Consider the following 19840-nt stretch of genomic DNA (forward strand, 5'->3'; position numbering starts at 1 on the left):
GGGCGTTCAGGTACCTCAGGGCGGGGGCAGCAGTCCGCCGGGAACCGGTGTCGTCGTGGTCGTGGTGGCAGGCGCCTGCCTGCCCGTGCCGGTACCACGCTGGTTATTCGACTGGGACGCATTGCCATTCGAACCAGCTTCCCCGGAGGGTTGCTGATTGCCTGGAGTGGGTGTCTGCTCGCCGGGAGCGGGCTCCCTCGACGGCGGGGCAAACTCCGGCGGCAGCAGATTCGGCGGAATCGTGATCCCCGGCGGCAGCGGCAAGGTGGGACGACTGGTCTCGGCGCTGGGTGGCCGCGTAGTCGTCGACGGCGTACTCGGACGCGCGGAGAGTGTGAGCGTCGACGGCGACGGCGTGGTCGGCGGCAGTTGCGTTGTCGCCCACCCGGGTCCGTCGTCCTCCCGGGCTGTGCGCGGAGCTTCGGCCGGCGTCGACGTGAGTTGCGTCGGTTCCTGTCTCGTCTCCGAGGGGACGACGTCGGCTTCGTCGGATGCGGTCGACATCGACGCCACTCGAGCACTCGAAGGCGATGGGATGTCGGTGGTATTCCCGGTGAGGGTCGACCCCACCGCGTACACCGTGAACATCGCTGCCGCGATGACCACGGCGGCGACAGCAATCGGCAGCGGCGAAAGCACACCCCTGCGCCTCCCGCCTCCCATAAAGGTCAGGCGACTCGGTGCCGCCGCCTGCTCGGACGAGAGCATCGCGGCACCCACAGCGGCGGTCTGTTCCGGGTTCGTCGGGACGATGACCTCGATGAGGCCGCCATCGGCATCCTCTTCGGGCACCATGTCGGCGATGGTCGGCAGGTTCGCCAGGCCACCGACAAGGACGATAGCGCACGCCGAATGCGTTGCGAGGTAACGGCTCAGCTCTTCGCGAGCGTCGAGCAGGAACGGACGAACCGCTGCGGCGAGCGTTGCATCGCCGATCCGGAACCGGCCGGCGGCGTCGGCAGTACCGTGCTCGCCCGACTCCTCCTTGGCAGTTCGGACGGCGCTACGCAACGCGTTGCGACTGAGTTTGCTCGAGAACGAACCACTCACGGCGCCTGCGTCGAGCACTTCGCGGACGATCGCGTCGTCGAGGGCGCGACCCGACAGCGCGCGCGAGTGTGTGATGTCGCCGATCGCTCCGGTCGAGGGATCGACGGTGTAGAGGGTCATGCCGGTGTCGCCGCAATCGACGACGACCACTGATCGATACCGACCGATCTGACCCGTTTCGGTCAGGCAGGCCGCCACGGCCTCCTCAACGGAGACGAGGTGGATCTGTCGGCGCGGACCCGATCCTGTCGAACCGACGAGTTCACGCCCGAGGTCGCCGCCTGCCGCGACGCCGATCGGTCCGACACGCCGGTCGGCACCTCGCGCAGCGTCGAGCATCAGGTCGATGCCTGCGTTGACCCTGCCCGCGGTGTCGTGGCCATCGCTGGGATCGACGTCGATCACTCGCGACTCCACGAGTTCGCGTCCCGATCCGTCACGGGTGAGCAGGACAAAGTGGATCATGCCCTGACCCAACGAAACACCCATCGACGTCGTCTCGTCGTGGGTGGAGCGATCCTGTGGTCTATCCAGCGTCGAAGAGATTGGTTGCCTGCCCGTTTGTCGCCGTTCGTCGGTCGTTGCGACGTGCTCACGCACCTTCGCAGCGCACCACTACTCGGTCAGTGCGCGCGCCCGGAACCTGAGGATCCGAAGGGTCGCAGAGTCTGATCAGACAGGTGCCGGATCAGCTCACGTCACGGGACACTTTACCGAAGCGTGCGCCATATTGTAATCAATCCGTGCCCAAAGGATCTATTGACGCAGCTAGCCATAACATGAGGCTTCCGACACTGGCAAGGGATATAACGTCGAAGAATCTTCCTCTGACCTGCAGCAATCCGACTCGTGACGTTGGCAACACCGCACGCATGAACGCGCCCAGTAGCAAAGCCGTTCCGAAGACGAACGAACCGCGTCGCCACCGGTCGAACAACACCAGCGCCGCTCCGGCGATCACGCCCAGCATCACCAGGAGATAGGGAATCTGCGCGATGTAGGCGCGGACCCGACGGGCGTGGCGAAGCTGCCGCACCCGCGCATCCGTCGCGGAGTTCACCGGCCGGAACCCCCGGCGACACTCACTCCGGCTGCGAGATCTGCCTCTGCGCGCTCGACCACGTTGACGAGCAGGAACGCGCGCGTCAGTGGTCCGACGCCGCCCGGATTCGGCGACACATATCCCGCGACGTCCCAGACGTCAGGGGCGACGTCGCCGACCAGCCCGTCCTCGGTGCGGCTGACGCCGACATCGATGACAGCGGCGCCCGGCTTGACCATGTCTCCGGTGACCAGATGTGGCACACCTGCCGCTGCGATGACAATGTCGGCACGCTTGATCTCTGCGGCGAGGTCGCGGGTTCCGGTGTGACACAGCGTCACCGTCGCGTTCTCGCTGCGCCGAGTGAGCAGCAGGCCGATCGGGCGACCGATCGTCACACCACGGCCGACGACGGTGACGCGCGCGCCGTTGATCGGGATGTCGTACCGACGCAGCAGATGGATCACACCGCGCGGCGTGCACGGGAGCGTCGACTCCTTGCCGAGGACGAGTCGTCCGAGGTTGATCGGGTGCAGACCGTCGGCGTCCTTGGCGGGATCGATCCGCTCGAGCGCGGCGTTCTCGTCGAGGTGTCGGGGCAGCGGGAGTTGCACGATGTAGCCGGTACAGCCGGGGTCGGCGTTGAGCTCGTCGATCGCCGCGTTGAGGTCTTCTGTGGTGGCGTCCGCGGGGAGATCCTTGCGGATCGACGCGATACCGATCTTGGCGCAGTCGGAATGCTTGCCCTTGACGTAGGACTGCGAACCCGGGTCGTCGCCGACGAGGATCGTGCCGAGACCCGGCATCACGCCGGCCATCCGCAGCTTGTCGACGCGTTCACGGAGATCGGCGAAGATCTCGTCGCGGGTCAGCTTGCCGTCGAGTCGTATCGCGCTCACCCGTCCATTGTTCCATCCTGCGCGACGTGCGGTGCCAGGTGTCGGGTGTCAATAGTTTGGGCAGTCGGGGTCGAGGATGCGCCGCGACGCCCGAGTACCGTGCTGCCATGTCCACGAATGCTGCCCGCCCGGTCACCGTCGCCGACGTCAGAAGGGCGCGGGGCCGCATCGCTACGCACGTTCGACGCACTCCGGTGCTGCGCGCCGAGCTCGACACGGTCAACGGGCGCGTGCCGGTGGTCTTCAAGCTCGAATACCTGCAACTCGGCGGTTCGTTCAAAGCCCGCGGGAGCGTGAATGCCGTAATGGCCGCACGCGAGGCGGGGAACCTCTCGGAGAGCGGCGTCGTCGTGGCGTCCGGCGGAAACGCCGCGATCGGCGCGGCACACGCGGCGCGCATAGTCGGCACACGGTGCACCGTCGTCGTACCCGAGAACGCCCCACCGGTGAAGGTGACGACGCTACGGGATCTGGGAGCCGAGGTTCGCCTGCACGGCTCGAAATATCACGACGCCGCCGAGTTCGCGGATGCTCTCGCCACGGCGACCGGTGCGCTGTTGCTGCACGCATACGACCTCCCCGACGTCGTCGCGGGCGCCGGAACCATCGCCCTCGAGTTGGCCGCCGACGTCCCCGGGCCACAGACCGTCGTCGCGTGCGTGGGAGGCGGCGGTCTACTCGGAGGTCTCGCAGCGGCCCAACGTCCCGGCGATTGTCTCGTCGGAGCGGAGCCCACCGGAGCGTCGAGTCTGCATCAGGCGATAGAGGCGGGCGGGCCGGTATCCGTCGAACTCGACAGCATCGCCGCGGACTCGTTGGGCGCCACCAGGATCGGCGACATCTGCTGGTCGACCATTGCCGACAAGTCAGTCGAGAGCGTCGTCGTCTCCGACGACGAGACCATCGCCGCGCGTCGAATGCTGTGGAAGCAGTTCCGGATTGTCGTCGAGCACGGCACCGCCACCGCAGTCGCGGCAGTCGCCGCGGGGCTGGTGACGCCGGCCCCCGACTCGACGCTCTGCGTGCTGCTGTGCGGAGCCAACACCCGACTCGACGACCTCTGAGCCGACTGGGCGCTCCCTCACGCCGAGTGGGCGCTCCCTCGCGTCGACTGGGTGCTCCCTCACGTCGACTGGGTGCTCCCTCGCGTCGACTGTGCGTCGACCGCCCCGGCGAGGCGTCGGATCACGCTCTGCACAATGGACCCCATGTTCCGCATCATGTTCTATCAGCCGTGCATCCCGCCCAACACGGGTAACGCGATCCGGCTGGCTGCCAACACCGGCAGCGAACTCCATCTGATCGAGCCGCTCGGTTTCTCGATGTCCGACGCTCAGGTGAAACGAGCTGGCCTCGACTACCACGAGATGGCGAACGTGACCGTCCACCCTAACCTCGTCACAGCGTTCACCGAGCTGAAACCGCAACGCGTCTTCGCATTCACCGCGCATGCATCGCGCTATCACACCGACGTCGACTATCGCCCCGGCGACGTACTGCTGTTCGGTCCGGAACCCACCGGACTCCCCGACGACGTGCTCGCCGAACCCGAGATCACCGACCGGCTTCGTATCCCGATGCTCGCCGGGCGCCGCTCACACAACCTGGCGAATGCCGCGAGCATCGTCGTGTACGAGGCGTGGCGACAGAATGGATTCGCCGGCGCGGTGTGACGAAATTTCCTGCGCGCTAACGGGACTGGCGCACAGTCGGCGCCACGGAGCGCACAGTCGGCCTTACGTGACGCACAGTCGACGCTATGCGGGGCCCACTCGATGGAATCGCGTGGGCTTGGTAGCCCGCCCGCCTAGCCGACGCGGAAACGCTTGGTACGCGCGGTCGCTCCCCCGATGAGCGCCACCTTCGACTTCGGCACGCCGAGGTGCTTGGCGAGCAGTTCGGCGACCGCCTTGTTCGCCTTACCCTCGGTGGCGGGCTCGCGCACATAGATGGTGATGGAACCGTCCGGCCCGGTCTCGACGAGCGGCCCCTTGCGACTGCTCGGTTTTGCCGTGACGATCACCTGTTTCGCCATCTGTTCCTCTCCCCGCTGTCGTTGTGCGCGAATGTTTCCGCGCAGTTGTCAGTGCAAATCTCACATCAGTGCACATGTCAGATCAGTGCAAATCCCACGTCAGTGCCAATCCCGTGAGCGGGTACCCACTCGAAGATCCATCCGCTGCAACCGATCTGCAACCACCGTCACCGCGCCCTCTGCATTCTGCACTCTGCCGCGTACCAGCAGCGCCGATGCCGAGTGTGCCAGCTCGCGATACCGCGACCACAGCCCGACCGAACACACCACGTTGACCATTCCGGTCTCGTCTTCGAGGTTGATGAACGTCACGCCGGATGCTGTCGCCGGACGCTGCCGGTGGGTGACAGCCCCTCCGACGATGACACGTGACCCATCCGGCACAGACAATAGCGCCTCTGCGGGCAGGACACCTATCGCAGTCAACCGCGGACGCAGGAACTGTGTCGGATAGTTCGACGGCGTGATCCCCGTCGCCCAGGCATCGGTGGCGGCCAGCTCGACATCCGACAATCCCGGCAGCGTCGGTACCTGCGCAGATGACTCCAGCTCGAGATGCTCGACGCTCGCGGTGGCCGCGGCGCCCGCCTCCCACAACGCTTGTCGTCGACTCATGCCGAAACACTCGAACGCCCCCGCGCCCGCCAACCCCTCGAGGTGCGCGAGGTTGAGATCGGCTCGCCGCGACAGGTCGGTGATGCTCGCATACGGACCGTCTACTCCCCTGGATTCGACGATGCGCGCCGCGACGTCGTCTCCGACCCCGCGTATCGACGCCAATCCGAGCCGCACGTCGAGTCCGTCGTTCTCCAACGTCGCCTCGGCCAGCGACGCGTTGATATGCGGTCGGTGCACGTCGACGCCGTGTCGGCGGGCGTCGGCGACCAATGACTGCGGCGAGTAGAAGCCCATGGGCTGTGCACGCAGCAATGCGGCGCAGAAGGCGGCCGGATGGTGCAGCTTGAACCACGACGAGTAGAAGACCAACGATGCGAAACTCTGCGAATGACTTTCGGGGAAGCCGAAATTGGCGAAGGCTGCCATCTTCTCGTAGATCCGGTCGGCGATGTCGCCGGTGATGCCATGCGAGCGCTGCATGCCCTCGTAGAAGCGTCGACGGAGCTGGTGCATACGCTCCGGTGATCGCTTCGACCCCATGGCCCGACGGAGCTGATCCGCCTCGGCGGCGTCGAATCCGGCAACGTCGACGGCCAACTGCATGAGCTGCTCCTGGAACAGCGGTACACCGAGTGTGCGCTTGAGCGCTGGCCACATCGACGGATGCTCGACGGTCGGCTCCTCCTGGCCGTTGCGTCGCCGGATGAACGGGTGAACCGATCCGCCCTGGATCGGTCCCGGACGGATCAGTGCGACCTCGACGACCAGATCGTAGAAGCAGCGCGGCTTCAATCGCGGGAGGGTCGCCATCTGCGCTCGCGATTCCACCTGGAAAACCCCGACAGAGTCTGCGCGACAGAGCATCTCGTACACGGCCTGCTCGGTGAGGTCGAGTTTGGCGAGGTCGACATGGATGTTCTTGTGTTCGGCGACCAGATCGATCGCGTAGTGCAACGCCGAGAGCATCCCGAGGCCGAGTAGGTCGAACTTGACCAAACCGATTGCGGCACAGTCGTCTTTGTCCCACTGCAACACACTACGGTTCTCCATCCGCGCCCACTCCGTCGGACAGACATCGGCGATGGGACGATCACAGATCACCATTCCGCCGGAGTGGATGCCGAGATGCCTTGGCATGTTGGCAATTTCGCCAGCGAGGTCGAGTACGTCGTCGGGCGCGGTGTCGGGCATCTTGCTCCAGGCGTCTTGCTGACCGCTGGCATAGCCGAGCGCCCGCGCCATGTCGCGCACCGACGATCGACCCCGATAGGTGATCACGTTGGCGACCTGTGCGCTGTACTCGCGGCCATACCGTCGGTACACGTACTGGATCGCCTCCTCACGACGGTCCGATTCGATGTCGACGTCGATGTCCGGTGGCCCGTCACGCTCGGGCGAGAGGAACCTCTCGAACAGCAACTCGTTGGCCACCGGGTCGACGTTGGTGATACCCAACGCGTAACACACCGCGGAGTTGGCAGCACTGCCACGACCTTGGCACAGGATGTCGTTGCGTTTACAGAAGTCGACGATGTCGGCGACGACGAGGAAATAGCCGGGGAAGGTGAGCGTCTCGACGATCGCCAGCTCGTGCTCGATCTGCCGGTACGCCGCCGGATGTTCGGCCGGTGTCCCATAGCGGCGTCGTGCGCGGGTCATGGTGAGATGCCGTAGCCAACTGGACTCTGTGTGCCCGGCAGGCACGTCGAACGGCGGCAACTGCGGCGCGATCAATCCGAGCGAGAAGGCGCAGTCGTCGGCGAGGTCTGCCGCGGTGGCGATGGCGTCGGGGTGCGCGGGCAGCAGGCGCATCATCTCGTCGCCGCTGCGCAGATGCGCACCGCCGACCCCCGGCATCCAGCCCGCGATGGTCTCGATGTCGGTGCGGGCACGGACCGCCGCCATCGCCAGTGCGAGGCGTCGACGACGCGGCCCCGCGAAGTGCGCCCCCGACGTCGCGACGGTCGGCAGCCCGAACCGCTGCGCGAGGTCGGCGAGTACCGCATTGCGCTCGTCGTCGTCGGGCAGTCCCTGAGCGGTGAGCTCGACGACGACGTCGTCGCGGCCGAACCGCTCGACCATTCCACCGAGAGCGGCCTCGGCAGCACCGATACCCGCACGATCCAACGCTCGCCGCACCGCGCCCTTGCGACAGCCCGTCAGGATCATCCAGTGCCCGGCGTCGCGGGTCAGCCGGTCGACGTCGTAGCGCAGCAACCCCTTCTCACCGCCGGACATGTGGGCGTCGGCAATAGCCCGTGACAACCTCCGATACCCCTCACTGTCACGCGCGAGGACCAGCAGATGCTCGCCGGCCGGATCGGTCACCCCGGTGCGGGTCACGTCCGGCTCCAGGGAGAGTTCGGCACCGAACACCGTCGGCATCGCGAATTCCTTTGCGGCCTCGGCGAATCGGACCACACCGTAGAAGCCGTCGTGGTCGGTGATCGACAGACCGGTCAGATCGAGTCGGGCCGCCTCCTCCACCATCTCCTCGGGCATCGACGCCCCGTCGAGGAAACTGTAGGAACTGTGCGCGTGCAGTTCCGCGTAGCGCACAGACGATCGCTCACGAGACACCTCCGGCGCCGTGTAGGCGCCTCGCTTGCGCGACCACGCGGGGCTGTCGTTGCCGTCGCCCGCCTGCTCGGGGCCGAAGAACTCCCCGGGACGGCCGCCATCGGGCGAGCGCCCCGACAGCACCCGCTCCATCTCCCGCCACGTCGGCGGGCCCTGGTTCCAGCCCACTCGGCCAGTATAGAACACGTGTTCGACACTGCTCGACGCTAGATATGTGTCGAACTGAAGGATGTGGGTGCTGCAGCACCCACATCCTTCGATTGGACCCACATCCTCGCGCGACTCGACGCCGTTCGACACCGCAATCGTTACGGCGCGGCCGCACCGTCAGTCGGCTGACACCGCCCGCGGGATTCGACGATCCGCCACGGTCATGGCGATCAGCGCCGCTCCGATCACCACGACGGCCCAGCCCGCGATGTGGAGTCCACCATCGGTTGCGCGGGCGCCGAAGGCGATCCCGATGAGGCTCGACGAGAAGATCGCCCCGAAGTACATGAACGTCCGGTACAGCCCGGATGCCACACCGATCGACTCCGGCGGACTCTGCGTGTAGAGCGTCGCCTGATTCGCATAACCGCTCAGTCCGTTGGCAACGCCGAACAAGAACGTCATCGCGAGCAGGACCCACAGCCCGGACGAGTGATGGATCGCCACCGCGGTCACTCCGGCACCGATGAAGCAGAAACCTGTGAGGATCAACGGGATTCGTACCCAGCCGTGCGTCGAATTCACCCGTGCACACACGACGCTCAACGCGGAGTACGGGATGAGGATGAGCCCGACCTGCGCCGCGGTGTATCCCGCGGACTGCTCCATCCACTGGCTGATGCCGTACATCGCCGTGTACGAGCCGAGACCTGCCAGCATCTGGCGTAGGTAGGTGCGCACCAACGGGGAGTTGGCCGCGAGCATCCGCACATCAATGAGGGGTTGTGTCGCGCGCAGTTCCCAGAGCACCAGGAGCAACCCCGCTGCGACGATCACCGCCAGCAGCCACCACTTCGGTGCACCGAGCGCGGCGAGGAACTCGAGCGTCGCGATCACGGTCACCGCGAAGAGCACCACCCCGACGACGTCGACCACGCGGACGAGGCCACCGAAGCCGCCGACATGCATCGGACCGTCACGAGGGATGCTGCGCAGCGCCCACACGAGGGTGATCAGCGCGATCGGAATATTGACGAAAAACACTGCCCGCCAGCCGAATACACCGGTCAGCACACCACCGAGCGGAAGTCCGATCACCGCGATCACCTGGGCGGCGATCGAGAACCCGCCGAGCACGCGACTCGGCACTCCCGTCCCGAATGAGTCGGCACGAGACCGCACGAGCGCCATCGCCGTCGGATACGCCGCAGAGGTGCCGATGCCGATCAGGGCACGCGAGAGCATCAGGCACCAGAACGCCGGCGCCGCGGCACCGATGACACCGGCGATCAGCAGGACGACCAGCCCGGAGGCGAAGACGCGACGAGGACCGAAGACCGTCGCGAGTTTGCCCATTGTCGGTTGTGCCACTGCGCTGCACAGGTAGAGCACTGAAATCAGGATCGTCGTCTGTGCCGGACCTCGATGGAAGTCGACGCCGATCCCGACGAGCGCGGTGGCTATCATGGAACTGTTGATCGGGTTGAGTGTCGACCCCATCAACAGTGGCCCGGTGAACCGCCAGCCGAACGGATTGCGCTGTGCCACACCGGCGTCGCCGGTGGCCACGGCGCTCACTGAGCTGTGGCGTCGAGGAGTTCGAGAAGCTCTGCGGTCGAACCTGTCTCGGCGATCTGGGGGAATACCTCGCGCACGCTGTGCGCGTGACGCTCCCCGTCGGAATCGGTCATCGCGTCGGTCGGCAACGTCACGTTGAACCCCGCTTCGTGTGCGTCGCGGGCCGTCGATTCGACGCCTGCGCCGCTGGCGATCCCGACGACGGCGACCTGGGTGATGCCCCTGGAACGCAACTCCTCGAGGAGTGCGGTACCCGCGAATGCGCTACGCGAATGTTTGGTCACCACCAGATCGTCGGGCTGGGGAGCAAATTCGTCGATGAGCTCGGTCCACTCCGTCGGCAGTTGCGGTCTCGCCGATCCAGAGTTGCGGTCCGTCCGTCCGGGAGGCACGGCGTCGACGTTGACCATCACCACGAGCTGGCCGTACTTGCGGAATCTGTCGACCAATTGTCCCGCGCGGTCGACGATTTCCGACGCCGGATACGGTGCGAGATTGTCGCGCAACGCGATTCCACGTTGCATGTCGATGACGATGAGTGCGACCCGCGGGTCGAGAGCTGTCATTGCCATGGATTCCTCCTTGATCGAAGCGACTGTCAGGACTCCGCCACACGGCGGAGAAGCTCTGTTGCGGTGGCGATCTGCGCCCGTTCCTCGTCGGTGAGAACCTGCCCGAGTCGATCAGCGAGCCAGTCCTCGCGAGCCAATCGTCCACGCGCGTAGGTCTCGCGGGCCTTGTCCGAGAGATCGAGGAGCGTCTTTCGTCGATCTTTCGGATGGGGCGTCCCGACAATGAGCCCCTGCTCGAGCAGCGCCGCAACTGTCGTCGACATCGACTGCGGGCGAACACCTTCGGCTCGGGCGAGGTCGTTCGCCGTCGCCGGTCCCCCACGTTCGAGCCTGCTGAGCACGTTGGTCTGCGACCGCGTGAGATCCCCGATCGGGCCCTGCGCCCGAAGTCGACGATTGAGCGCCGCAAGCACGGGGCGCAGGGTCGCGGCGATCTCGGCGGCACTTTCAGACATATTGTGAGTCTAGCAAATAATCAGTTAACTGATAAGTTGACTGATTGAAAAGGACATTGCCGACAACTTATCCCGACACTCCATTGGCGCCCCCACCCCCTGGCGCCCCCAGCATCCTGGCGCCCCCAGCATCCTGGTGCCCCGAAAGCCCTCAGCGTCCCAACAATCTTTCGTCGACCTCCCTCGGTACCGTGAATCGGTGACCGACACCCCGTACCTCGCCGTCGACCTCCCCCGCCTCGATCGCAACCTGCAGGCGGTCGCCGAGCTCGCGCGGAACGCTCACGTCGATCTGCGGCCACACGCCAAGACGCACAAGACCGCAGAGCTCGCTCGACGCCAGATCGACAGCGGGGCTGTGGGACTCACGGTGGCGACGATCGGTGAAGCAGAGGCGTTCGCCGATGCGGGCGTCTCCGACCTGTTCGTCGCGTATCCACTGTGGGTGAACGCTCACAAGGGTTCTCGACTGCGCGCGCTCGCCGATCGGGTTGCACTCCGTCTGGCCGTCGACTCCGTCGCGGGGGCCACGCGCCTCGCCGCCGAACTGCCCGGCGCCGAAGTTCTCGTCGAGGTCGACTCCGGACAACACCGGACTGGCGTGGCACCTGCGTCCGCCGGCGAGGTCGCAGTAGCCGCGCAGTCGGCTGGGCTCGACGTGGTCGGGGTCTTCACGTTTCCCGGCCACGGATACGGCCCAGGACATGCACGCAGTGACGCAGCTGCACAGGAGATCACTGCACTCGCAACGGCGGCAGAGCGGTTGCGCGACAAAGGAATCGAGCCACGCGTGCGGAGTGGCGGCTCGACGCCGACGATCGAGTTCGCGGCTTCGGGCGTGCTGACCGAGATCCGACCGGGCGTCTACCCGTTCTACGACGCCCAGCAGGTGGAGCTCGGCGTCTGCGGATTCGACGACGTGGCGCTGACCGCCGTCAGCACCGTCGTTCATCGCGACGGACGTCGTGTGGTTCTCGACGCGGGCAGCAAGATCATCGGGGCCGACCGGCCCGCGTGGGCCAGCGGGCACGGTCGGATACTCGACGAGCCGGACGCACGCATCGTCGCACTCTCCGAACACCACGCGGTTGTCGAGTACCCGGACGAGAACACCCCTGAGCTCGGCTCGACGGTGCGCGTCGTGCCCAACCACGTCTGCACCGCGGTGAACCTCGTCGACGAGCTGGTCGTCGGTGGTGGTGACGATGGTGGCGCGGTTCCGACGTGGCGCGTGAGCGCCCGCGGCGCGAACAGCTGACCACGAACTCCGCGCGCGTGCGCGGCCGGGCCGCCTCAACCGCCTGGTCGGCGCAGAACCACCCCGGCCCGCGCAGGAACTAGGGGAAAGATTCTTTCCGTGGGTTTCGCACCCTTTCTCGAGAAGCAACACGAGGAAACGTACAGAACCCGAGGAAAAACCCTTCCCCTACTTTCCGCACCGGCGCGCACTGCCGCGAACGCGCCAGAAGTGACCTCCACCTACCGCACCCGCTCGCACCGCACCGACCCGCACCGTCGCACCGACCCGCGCCGCCGCGCCCGCACCACCGCGCGCAGAAGCGCACACAGGAGCGCCGCTACTCGTACACGCCCTCGACCATCCAGTCGCCCGCCCGGTAGTAGAGCAGCAGCGCGCGTGAATCCTCCAGGAGCACTTGGGCCCTGGCGACGATGCCGGTGTCGTCCATGCCCGCAGGCCACGGTCCGGCCCACCAGCTCAACGCCCAGGTGTCGCGGGCGGCGTCGCGGCCGGGACGTGCCATGCGTACGACGGCGGGCTCGTCTGAGAACGCTCCCCGGCCGGTGACGGTCACCGGTTGCCCCGACGCGTCGGTCAACGACACCGGGGCGCGGGACATGACCGCGGGTGCGGGCTGGGGCACGCGGCCCGGCCACGGCGCCTGCGGGTCGCGTTCGGGGATCTTCTCGTCGCCGAGTGGGATCATCGTGATCTGCTCCGACGGCCCGCGACCACCGCTGCGCACCGGCACCTGCACGGCGTCGCCGCCGAGGAGACCCTGCACACGCTCCAACGACCGGCGTGCGCGCTCGGAGACCTCCGACTCGCCCGGCAGTCCCGCACCGGTCAACGCGTAGCGCAACTCGCCGGCGTCGACAGTCTCCACCGGCTCGAGTCGAAGCATCGCGACCGGCGAGTCGGGCCGGGTGTCGCCGCGACTCCTCCCCCTGCCCGCGCCGGTCAGCCAGCCCTCCAACTGCCACCGGATGCGGTCGGCTGTCGCGTCCGGTGTGAGCGGTTGTGCACACCGCCAGATCCGTGAATGTCGTTGTCCGCGTTCGGTAACAGCCTCGACCTTGAGCTTGGTACATGCCGCGGGTACGTCGGCGAGTCGACGATGCAGCATGTCGGCGAGGCGTCGGCCAGCGAACGCCGCGGCGTCGATCCGGTCGATCGGTGGCTCACAGACGTACTCGATCACCAACTCCGGCGCGACCGCACTGCCCGACGGTCGACGATCGGTCAGCGCGTTGGCCAGCCGGTGGGCGACGGCGGCGTCGGCTGAGAACCTGGTTGCGACGTCGCGCGCAGACATCGCGGCGAAATCGCCGATGGTGACGAGCCCGAGTCGACGCAACAGATCGACCAGCTCTGCCCGTTCGGGCACAGACAAACTCTGCTCGACGTTCAGTTCCGCCACAGGGAGATCGGCCAGATAGGCACGGCTTGCTCCCGGTTCGACGTGATGTCCCCGACGTGCGGCGATCACCGCGGTGAACAACTCATCAGCAACCCCGACCTGCGATTCGACGCCGCACACCGAAATCTGGTCGACGAGTTGTTCGGCCAGCGACTCCTCTCCGCCGTGATGTCGAGCGGCGCCGTCGGCAGGCATCACCACCAGCCCCGGCCGCAGCACCTCGACCACGGCGACCACCTCGGCCACCGCCGCCACCACCGGCTCGAAGAAGCGTGCGTCACGATCGACGTCCGCGGTGAACACCCGCATCTCCGGACACACCGCCTGCGCCTGCCTTTTTCTCATGCCGCGTCGGACCCCAGCCGCTCGGGCGGTCGCCGACGTCGCGGTCACCCGATTGGCCGACAACACCGCAATCGGTTGTGCCGGAGGCAGATCCTCGTCGGCTGCTGCCGCCATCGCGGGCCAGTCCGGGCACCACACGGCCATGACCCGACCCATCAGTTCGCCACCGCGGTGAGCATCTGGTCGTCTGCGCTGAGCTGATCATCCGACCTGCCCACTACCGGATCTTCGGGGCGTGTCAGCCCCACGAGCCCGGCTTGACCGTGCGCACTCAACGAGCTCAGATCGACGTCGGCGCTGCGTCGCCTGCGGTCACGCCCGGTTGCGGTGACCTGCAGCCGCAGTCCCCCGATCCGACCGTGCCCACGTCGTGCTGCGGACAGATCTGTTCCCGACGTTCCCGGGACGTGCCGGTAGGTGAGCACGCTCGCCTCCATACGCACCTGCGCGCCCGGCCAATGACCGTCGACGACCAACAGCGCCGACGACTGCTGCCGCACCCGGCCGCTGACCACCCGGCACCGCGCGGGCGCAACGTCGACTCCACGGAGGCCGAGCACCACCAGATCCATGCCGTCGAGCAGCACCGAGGCGATCTCGATCGGATCGACTCCCGGATCCGGCACGATGGCGATACGGGCGAGATCGGCACCCATCTCCGCGACCGACAACAAGCTCAGCCACGGCAAGCCGACGATTCCCACCTGACCACCGCTGCGACTCACCGCGGCGATCATCGCGACCACCAACGACCGGGCTCCCGAACAGTCGATCACACTCCCTCGGGCGATCCCCCCGCGACGAGCATCATGGTGTTGAGAGTTGCTGTGTGGCAACAGATCTGCGAGCACATCCGGCAGCGGCAGTCTGTCGCCGATCTCGTCGACACGGTCGACGGACAACCTGTCCGGCATGCCGGACAGCACCGCCATCCGCTTGCGGAGTTGCGCCAGCGTGTCGGCCCGCGCCCCATCCGGCACATCACCCACATCGGGCAGACCACCACCATCCGGTAGGCCACCGTCGAGAGCATGCGCATCCGACTGCGATGCGTTCGGATGAGCCAACGGCAAAACACTCATGAAGACCTCCTGGCCAGCGTTGTGATGCATGGCGAGCCGGGAAGTTGCTGCGCCGTCGGTCGCTCGGATCACCGAGTTTGATCGAACGTTTTTTCGATATTCAGATCGTACGACGCCCCTCTGACACTCCGCAACAGCCCAGGTGACGAACAGCCGAGCCGCCGCCCACGAACGACGATCACGACGCGAAAATGCAGGCTGACCTGCTCTTTCCGGCCGCACAAAACCTTCGACAAGCCATCGACATCGCAGACGCGGCGTGGCTCAGAACAACGTCAACGCCTCGGCCATCTCCGGCGGCGCGACCAGGTCGCGCTCGTCCGAATCCGCCGGTTCTGTCCTGCCGTGATCGCGGCCGGCCAATCCGTGCCGGGCCACCAACGGCTGCAATCGATCTCGCAGCCACGACGAATACTCCGCGGTGACATACGCACCCCGGCCGTACAACCCGTTGTACTTGCGCACCAGCGCGGGATGATTCGCGGCAAGCCAATTCATGAACCACGGCTTGGTGGAACTGCGTAGATGCATCGGGAACGCGGTGACCCCGGCCGCTCCTGCGTCGGCGAGCGCGCCGAGCAGCGCGTCGAGGTGCGCGGTGGAGTCGCTCAGATACGGGATGACCGGCGCGACCATGACGTGTGGCGCAAACCCCGCCTCGGCGATCGCGCGAATCAGCTCCAACCGCGCCCGCGGCGACGGCGTTCCCGGTTCGATCTGCTTCTGCAGGTCGTCGTCGAAGATGGCCAGTGACACTCCGATACTCACCGGAATCTGAGCCGACGCCTGACGCAACAGCGGTAGATCTCGACGTAGCAGTGTGCCCTTGGTGAGGATCGACAACGGCGTACCCGATTCGGCGAGCGCGGTGATCACACCGGGCATCAACCGGTACCGACCCTCAGCACGCTGATACGGATCGGTGTTGGTGCCCAACGCGACGGTCTCCCGCTGCCACGAGCGTCGTCGGAGTTCTTTACGCAGCACCGCGGCGACGTTGAGCTTGACCACTACCTGCGAGTCGAAGTCGCGCCCGGCGTCGAGGTCGAGGTACTCGTGCGTCGGCCGCGCGAAACAGTAGCGGCACGCATGCGAACATCCACGAAATGTGTTGACCGTGAACCGGAACGGCAACCCCGACCCCTCCGGCATGGCGTTGAGTGCACTCTTGGCGAGCACCTCGTGAAAGGTGATGCCCTCGAACTCCGGAGTCTGCACCGACCGCACGAGTCCGGCACGCGCGAAGCCGGGCAGCGCGCCGTCGTCGACTTCGACCACCTGTTCGGACCACCTCATGGTGAGAGTCGAACATACGTACTAGGCACTGTCAACCCACCAGCCCACGAGCACCATCCACCGACCACCGAACCGCAACGAGCTCTCCACGGCCACGTCCCCGGGCGGCCCACGCGGCTATCATTTCCGTATGTCACTCGCCGAGAGCTACCGCACACCGGGTCCCCAGTACCTGGTCGCCGGCCGTTATCGGCTGAAATCCCGAATCGGCGGCGGTGGCATGGGCACCGTCTGGCTCGCCCGCGACCAACTGCTCGACCGCGACGTCGCGGTCAAACAGGTCCTCTCCACCGAGGGCCTCTCCGACGATTCCGCCGACAATGCCCGTAAGCGCGCGATGCGCGAGGGCAGAATTGCCGCGAAACTCGCCCACCGCAACGCGATTGCGATGCACGACGTTGCACTCGACCGCGGCGAACCGTGGCTGGTGATGGAGTACCTTCCGTCACGGAGTATCGCCCAGATCCTTTACTCGGCAGGCACACTCGACGTCACCGAATCGGCCAAGATCGGTGCGCAGGTCGCCGACGCCATGACCGAGGCCCACGCAGCGGGCATCGTGCATCGCGACATCAAGCCGGGCAACATCCTCATCTCCGAATCCGGACGCAACGTGGGACTGGTCAAGCTCACCGACTTCGGCATCTCCCGCGCCAAGGACGACATCACGTTGACGCAGACCGGCGTGATCACCGGCACCCCAGCGTATTTCGCTCCCGAAGTCGCTCGCGGTGCCGAACCGTCCGAGGCATCTGATGTGTACTCACTCGGTGCGACGGTCTACACGATGGTCGAGGGCGAGCCCCCATTCGGAGTCGACGACAACTCACTTGTCATGTTGCACAAGGTGGCTCGCGCGCAGATCAATCCGATGAAGCGGGCGGGCGCCCTCGAACCAGTGCTTCTGCACATGCTCGAACCCAGTCCGACGAAGCGGATCACGATGGCACAAGCCCGTGACGAACTCATCGCAGTCGCGTCCGGCGGCCGCGCCTCCGCCGATCAGGTACTCACGAGCCTGATTCCCCGCGCATCCGGCGTGACGACCCTTCCCCCGCAGACGCCGCATGGCGCGGGACCCGGTCAGTCGTCGCAACCGGATTCGTCCCGCCCCGGCGGTTTTCCCTCGGCCCGCCCCGCGTCAGATCGACGAAACCCTGGCACGTCGGTTGCCGCCGGATGGCAGACCCCGGCGTCGCCGCATCGACACCACACTCTGGTCTCGTCGACACCACCGTTCCAGAGCGGGCAATACCCCAGTGGTCAATACCCGAGTGGCCAGTATCAGGGCGAGCATTATCCGATCGACCCCTATGCGAGTCTTCCACCCTCCCAACGAGCTTCGGGCACATCTCCGACGACGCTCGCGCTCGCTGTACTCGGCTTCTTCGTGGTGCTGGCCGTCGTGATCGTCCTCGCGATCGTCTTGATGCGCTGAGGTTACTCGGCCTCAACCGATGTGGCGGGTGGCGGCCCACCGGGTCAACGCATTTCGGTTGGACTGCTGGGTCTTGCGCAACACGTTCGACGCGTGGGTTTCGACGGTTTTGATCGAGATGAACAGTTCTTCGGCGATCTCGCGGTAGGTGTATCCGCGCGCCAACAGACGCAAAACCTCGAGTTCTCGTCGTGTGAGAGAGTCGAGTTCGGGATCGAGGGCGGGCTCGGGCACTGACGATTTCCCCGTGAACGAATCGAGCACGAATCCGGCGAGGCGCGGACTGAATACCGCGTCCCCGTCTGCCACGCGCCGAACCGCGTCAGCCAGTTCCCGACCGTCGATCGTCTTGGTCACGTATCCGCGCGCGCCCGCCCTGATCGTGGCGATCACATCCTCGGCGGCGTCGGACACGCTGAGTGCGAGGAAAACCGGCGCATCGTCGCCCAAAGTCTCTGTGACACCACGCAATACGGAAACGCCGCCACCGGCGGGCATGTGGACGTCGAGGAGCACGACGTCTGGCCGGAGTCGCGTGATGGCAGTGATCGAATCGGCGACGGTGCCCGCCTCGCCGACCACGTGCAGTCCCGGTTCGTTGGCGAGTTCGGCACGTACACCCGAGCGGAACACCGCGTGGTCGTCGACGAGAAACACACGGCACAGCGCGCTCTGTGCATCCGGCCCGGCGGTCGCGTTCTCGTTCATCGTGCCTTCCCGTGGTCGATCGCCTCGTCGGTGTGTGGGGCTTCGTCCGTGACATCGCGCGGGTCGTCGTGGCCATCGGTATCCGCATCGGTGTGCGTCGTGGGACGCGGCATGATCAGTCGGATGTTCGTTCCGCGTCCCGGCGTCGAATCGATACGAGCCTGTCCCCCAGCACGTTCCACCCGAGACTTGATGGAGCGGGCAAGCCCCTGCCTGTCCGGGTCGACACCGTCACGATCGAATCCGACGCCCCGGTCGCGCACGAACACCTCGACCTCCTCGTCGCCGACCTCCATGTAGACGTCGACGCTACGCTCGCCGGAGTGTTTGGCCGCGTTGACGAGCGCCTCGCGCGTCGCTCCGATCAGTGCGGGCCACCGTCGTATCTCGCTCCCTGGTCCGTGGCGGGCTCCCTCGTCGGGACGCAGGTCGCCGACGGTGATCACCTCGACCTCGATGCCGTACGTGTCCTCTACCTCTGCGCCGACCTCACGGATCGACGCACTCAACGAGGTACCGCGCTGAGCGACGTCGCCGAAGAGCCAGCCGCGCAACTCGCGCTCCTGGCTGCGGGCCAACCGGGCGACCTCCTCGGGTTTGCCCGCCTGCTTCTGGATGAGCGCGAGTGTCTGGAGCACCGAGTCGTGGAGGTGGGATGCGATCTCCTCGCGCTCGGCGTTTCGGATTCGGGCCGCTCGCTCCTCGTTCAGCGCGCGCCACAGTCGCATCCACAGGGGCACGGTCAGCAGCACGACACCGATCAAGGTGGCTGCGACGGCGAGCAACGTGGTACTCAGGCCGCCGTAATTGCGCCGGCCCGCCACGACGATCACCGCAAGGCCACCGACGACGAGGACAGCGCCGCCCGCCAACCGCGTCCAGGTGAGCGCGGTGCTGTGGGGCGCGGTTTTCGACGTGTCGAACTCGCGCCACACCAGGCCCGCACCGACCATCACGAACACGAACGGCACGAGATAGGCGGCGGGCGTTCCCGACGCGGCGAACCCGACGACGGTCATCGCCACCAGCGCGAGCACCGCGAGACCCAACGCTTGTCGACGCTCCCCCGGCGCGGGCGATTCGGTGTCGTTGCCCTGCGGGCAGAAGAACCACAGCAGTCCGTAGGCCAGCACACCTGCACCGGCCAACGCCGCCAACACCACGAACACCACGCGGACGCGGAACGCGTCGACGCCGAGATGATCGGCAACGCCACCCGCGACGCCACCGATGACCCGGCCGGCGTCACGTCGCACCAGCCGAGGGATCGGTGGCACGTCGGGGGCAGCGGGGGTACTCACACTTCGATACTGCCCCACACACCCCGGTCGC

Annotated in this window: 17 protein-coding genes; 4 read left to right on the plus strand and 13 right to left on the minus strand. The window is 66.5% G+C overall.

Translation table 11 applies throughout. From position 1 onward, the window contains the following. Nucleotides 1–15 precede the first annotated feature (15 nt). From ACRVY7_RS00615 to ACRVY7_RS00625, 3 genes are all read right to left on the minus strand, one after another. Entirely contained in the window at nucleotides 16–1539 is a 1524-nt protein-coding gene (locus ACRVY7_RS00615; RefSeq protein WP_431815612.1) for a hypothetical protein, read from the minus strand. A gap of 247 nt (nucleotides 1540–1786) precedes the next feature. Next, complete coding sequence (locus ACRVY7_RS00620) at nucleotides 1787–2110, minus strand: DUF3017 domain-containing protein (protein ID WP_064862276.1); 324 nt, start codon at nucleotides 2108–2110, stop codon at nucleotides 1787–1789. Continuing rightward, entirely contained in the window at nucleotides 2107–2991 is an 885-nt protein-coding gene (locus tag ACRVY7_RS00625) for a bifunctional methylenetetrahydrofolate dehydrogenase/methenyltetrahydrofolate cyclohydrolase (protein WP_431815613.1), read from the minus strand. Before ACRVY7_RS00625 ends, ACRVY7_RS00620 begins: the two co-directional genes overlap by 4 nt. 107 nt (nucleotides 2992–3098) lie before the next feature. On the opposite strand from ACRVY7_RS00625, the gene ACRVY7_RS00630 reads away from it, so the two are divergent. Both ACRVY7_RS00630 and ACRVY7_RS00635 read left to right on the plus strand, forming a co-directional pair. Beyond that, nucleotides 3099–4055, plus strand: a complete 957-nt coding sequence (locus ACRVY7_RS00630; protein WP_431815614.1) for a serine/threonine dehydratase — start codon at nucleotides 3099–3101, stop codon at nucleotides 4053–4055. A gap of 144 nt (nucleotides 4056–4199) precedes the next feature. After that, complete coding sequence (locus ACRVY7_RS00635) at nucleotides 4200–4664, plus strand: tRNA (cytidine(34)-2'-O)-methyltransferase (RefSeq protein WP_431815615.1); 465 nt, start codon at nucleotides 4200–4202, stop codon at nucleotides 4662–4664. A 134-nt stretch (nucleotides 4665–4798) separates the two neighbouring features. Here the strand turns inward: ACRVY7_RS00635 and ACRVY7_RS00640 are convergent, their stop codons facing one another. The 5 genes from ACRVY7_RS00640 to ACRVY7_RS00660 all read right to left on the minus strand — a co-directional run bounded on the left by ACRVY7_RS00640 (nucleotide 4799) and on the right by ACRVY7_RS00660 (nucleotide 10979). Beyond that, nucleotides 4799–5026, minus strand: coding sequence for a DUF167 domain-containing protein (locus ACRVY7_RS00640; protein ID WP_005207899.1), 228 nt, complete (start codon nucleotides 5024–5026; stop codon nucleotides 4799–4801). Nucleotides 5027–5125: 99 nt separating this feature from the next. Further along, nucleotides 5126–8392 carry an error-prone DNA polymerase gene (locus tag ACRVY7_RS00645; protein ID WP_431815616.1) on the minus strand — a complete coding sequence of 1089 codons (3267 nt, stop codon included), beginning with the start codon at nucleotides 8390–8392 and terminating at the stop codon, nucleotides 5126–5128. A 159-nt stretch (nucleotides 8393–8551) separates the two neighbouring features. Beyond that, a complete protein-coding gene (locus ACRVY7_RS00650) occupies nucleotides 8552–9943 on the minus strand; it encodes an MFS transporter (RefSeq protein ID WP_431815617.1) in 1392 nt (463 codons plus the stop codon). 5 nt (nucleotides 9944–9948) lie between these two features. Beyond that, the gene (locus ACRVY7_RS00655) at nucleotides 9949–10524 is read right to left on the minus strand and encodes a cysteine hydrolase family protein (RefSeq protein ID WP_431815618.1); all 576 of its coding nucleotides are present in this window, start codon (nucleotides 10522–10524) and stop codon (nucleotides 9949–9951) included. A 26-nt stretch (nucleotides 10525–10550) separates the two neighbouring features. Then, entirely contained in the window at nucleotides 10551–10979 is a 429-nt protein-coding gene (locus tag ACRVY7_RS00660; protein ID WP_431815619.1) for a MarR family winged helix-turn-helix transcriptional regulator, read from the minus strand. A 199-nt stretch (nucleotides 10980–11178) separates the two neighbouring features. Here ACRVY7_RS00660 and ACRVY7_RS00665 point away from each other — a divergent pair, with 199 nt between their 5' ends. After that, on the plus strand, nucleotides 11179–12237 hold the full coding sequence (locus ACRVY7_RS00665; RefSeq protein ID WP_431815620.1) for an alanine racemase: 1059 nt from the start codon (nucleotides 11179–11181) through the stop codon (nucleotides 12235–12237). Between the two features lie 319 nt (nucleotides 12238–12556). Here ACRVY7_RS00665 and ACRVY7_RS00670 read toward each other — a convergent pair whose 3' ends face one another. The 3 genes from ACRVY7_RS00670 to ACRVY7_RS00680 all read right to left on the minus strand — a co-directional run bounded on the left by ACRVY7_RS00670 (nucleotide 12557) and on the right by ACRVY7_RS00680 (nucleotide 16362). After that, nucleotides 12557–14140 carry a DNA polymerase Y family protein gene (locus ACRVY7_RS00670; RefSeq protein ID WP_431815621.1) on the minus strand — a complete coding sequence of 528 codons (1584 nt, stop codon included), beginning with the start codon at nucleotides 14138–14140 and terminating at the stop codon, nucleotides 12557–12559. After that, nucleotides 14140–15066 carry a hypothetical protein gene (locus ACRVY7_RS00675; RefSeq protein ID WP_431815622.1) on the minus strand — a complete coding sequence of 309 codons (927 nt, stop codon included), beginning with the start codon at nucleotides 15064–15066 and terminating at the stop codon, nucleotides 14140–14142. The genes ACRVY7_RS00670 and ACRVY7_RS00675 overlap by 1 nt, the downstream gene beginning before the upstream one ends. Before the next feature lie 264 nt (nucleotides 15067–15330). Then, nucleotides 15331–16362: an Rv2578c family radical SAM protein gene (locus ACRVY7_RS00680; RefSeq protein WP_431815623.1), complete on the minus strand. Its 1032-nt coding sequence runs from the start codon at nucleotides 16360–16362 to the stop codon at nucleotides 15331–15333. A 130-nt stretch (nucleotides 16363–16492) separates the two neighbouring features. On the opposite strand from ACRVY7_RS00680, the gene ACRVY7_RS00685 reads away from it, so the two are divergent. Then, complete coding sequence (locus ACRVY7_RS00685; RefSeq protein WP_431815624.1) at nucleotides 16493–17800, plus strand: serine/threonine-protein kinase; 1308 nt, start codon at nucleotides 16493–16495, stop codon at nucleotides 17798–17800. A gap of 12 nt (nucleotides 17801–17812) precedes the next feature. On the opposite strand, the gene ACRVY7_RS00690 is transcribed toward ACRVY7_RS00685, so the two are convergent. Together ACRVY7_RS00690 and ACRVY7_RS00695 are read right to left on the minus strand one after the other, a co-directional pair. Then, nucleotides 17813–18508: a response regulator gene (locus ACRVY7_RS00690; protein WP_049699600.1), complete on the minus strand. Its 696-nt coding sequence runs from the start codon at nucleotides 18506–18508 to the stop codon at nucleotides 17813–17815. Beyond that, the gene (locus ACRVY7_RS00695) at nucleotides 18505–19809 is read right to left on the minus strand and encodes a PspC domain-containing protein (protein ID WP_431815625.1); all 1305 of its coding nucleotides are present in this window, start codon (nucleotides 19807–19809) and stop codon (nucleotides 18505–18507) included. The genes ACRVY7_RS00690 and ACRVY7_RS00695 overlap by 4 nt, the downstream gene beginning before the upstream one ends. Nucleotides 19810–19840 lie beyond the last annotated feature (31 nt).

The organism is Gordonia jacobaea (assembly GCF_965344965.1).
In the GTDB taxonomy this organism is placed as follows: domain Bacteria; phylum Actinomycetota; class Actinomycetes; order Mycobacteriales; family Mycobacteriaceae; genus Gordonia; species Gordonia jacobaea.

Excerpts from the sequence above, each read along its gene's own strand:
- ACRVY7_RS00675 (WP_431815622.1), bottom strand. The coding sequence starts at position 15,066 with ATGAGTGTTTTGCCGTTGGCTCATCCGAACGCATCGCAGTCGGATGCG.
- ACRVY7_RS00640 (WP_005207899.1), bottom strand. The coding sequence starts at position 5,026 with ATGGCGAAACAGGTGATCGTCACGGCAAAACCGAGCAGTCGCAAGGGG.
- ACRVY7_RS00690 (WP_049699600.1), bottom strand. The coding sequence starts at position 18,508 with ATGAACGAGAACGCGACCGCCGGGCCGGATGCACAGAGCGCGCTGTGC.
- ACRVY7_RS00680 (WP_431815623.1), bottom strand. The coding sequence starts at position 16,362 with ATGAGGTGGTCCGAACAGGTGGTCGAAGTCGACGACGGCGCGCTGCCC.
- ACRVY7_RS00685 (WP_431815624.1), top strand. The coding sequence starts at position 16,493 with ATGTCACTCGCCGAGAGCTACCGCACACCGGGTCCCCAGTACCTGGTC.
- ACRVY7_RS00670 (WP_431815621.1), bottom strand. The coding sequence starts at position 14,140 with ATGGGTCGGGTCATGGCCGTGTGGTGCCCGGACTGGCCCGCGATGGCG.
- ACRVY7_RS00615 (WP_431815612.1), bottom strand. The coding sequence starts at position 1,539 with ATGGGTGTTTCGTTGGGTCAGGGCATGATCCACTTTGTCCTGCTCACC.
- ACRVY7_RS00630 (WP_431815614.1), top strand. The coding sequence starts at position 3,099 with ATGTCCACGAATGCTGCCCGCCCGGTCACCGTCGCCGACGTCAGAAGG.
- ACRVY7_RS00655 (WP_431815618.1), bottom strand. The coding sequence starts at position 10,524 with ATGGCAATGACAGCTCTCGACCCGCGGGTCGCACTCATCGTCATCGAC.
- ACRVY7_RS00635 (WP_431815615.1), top strand. The coding sequence starts at position 4,200 with ATGTTCCGCATCATGTTCTATCAGCCGTGCATCCCGCCCAACACGGGT.
- ACRVY7_RS00660 (WP_431815619.1), bottom strand. The coding sequence starts at position 10,979 with ATGTCTGAAAGTGCCGCCGAGATCGCCGCGACCCTGCGCCCCGTGCTT.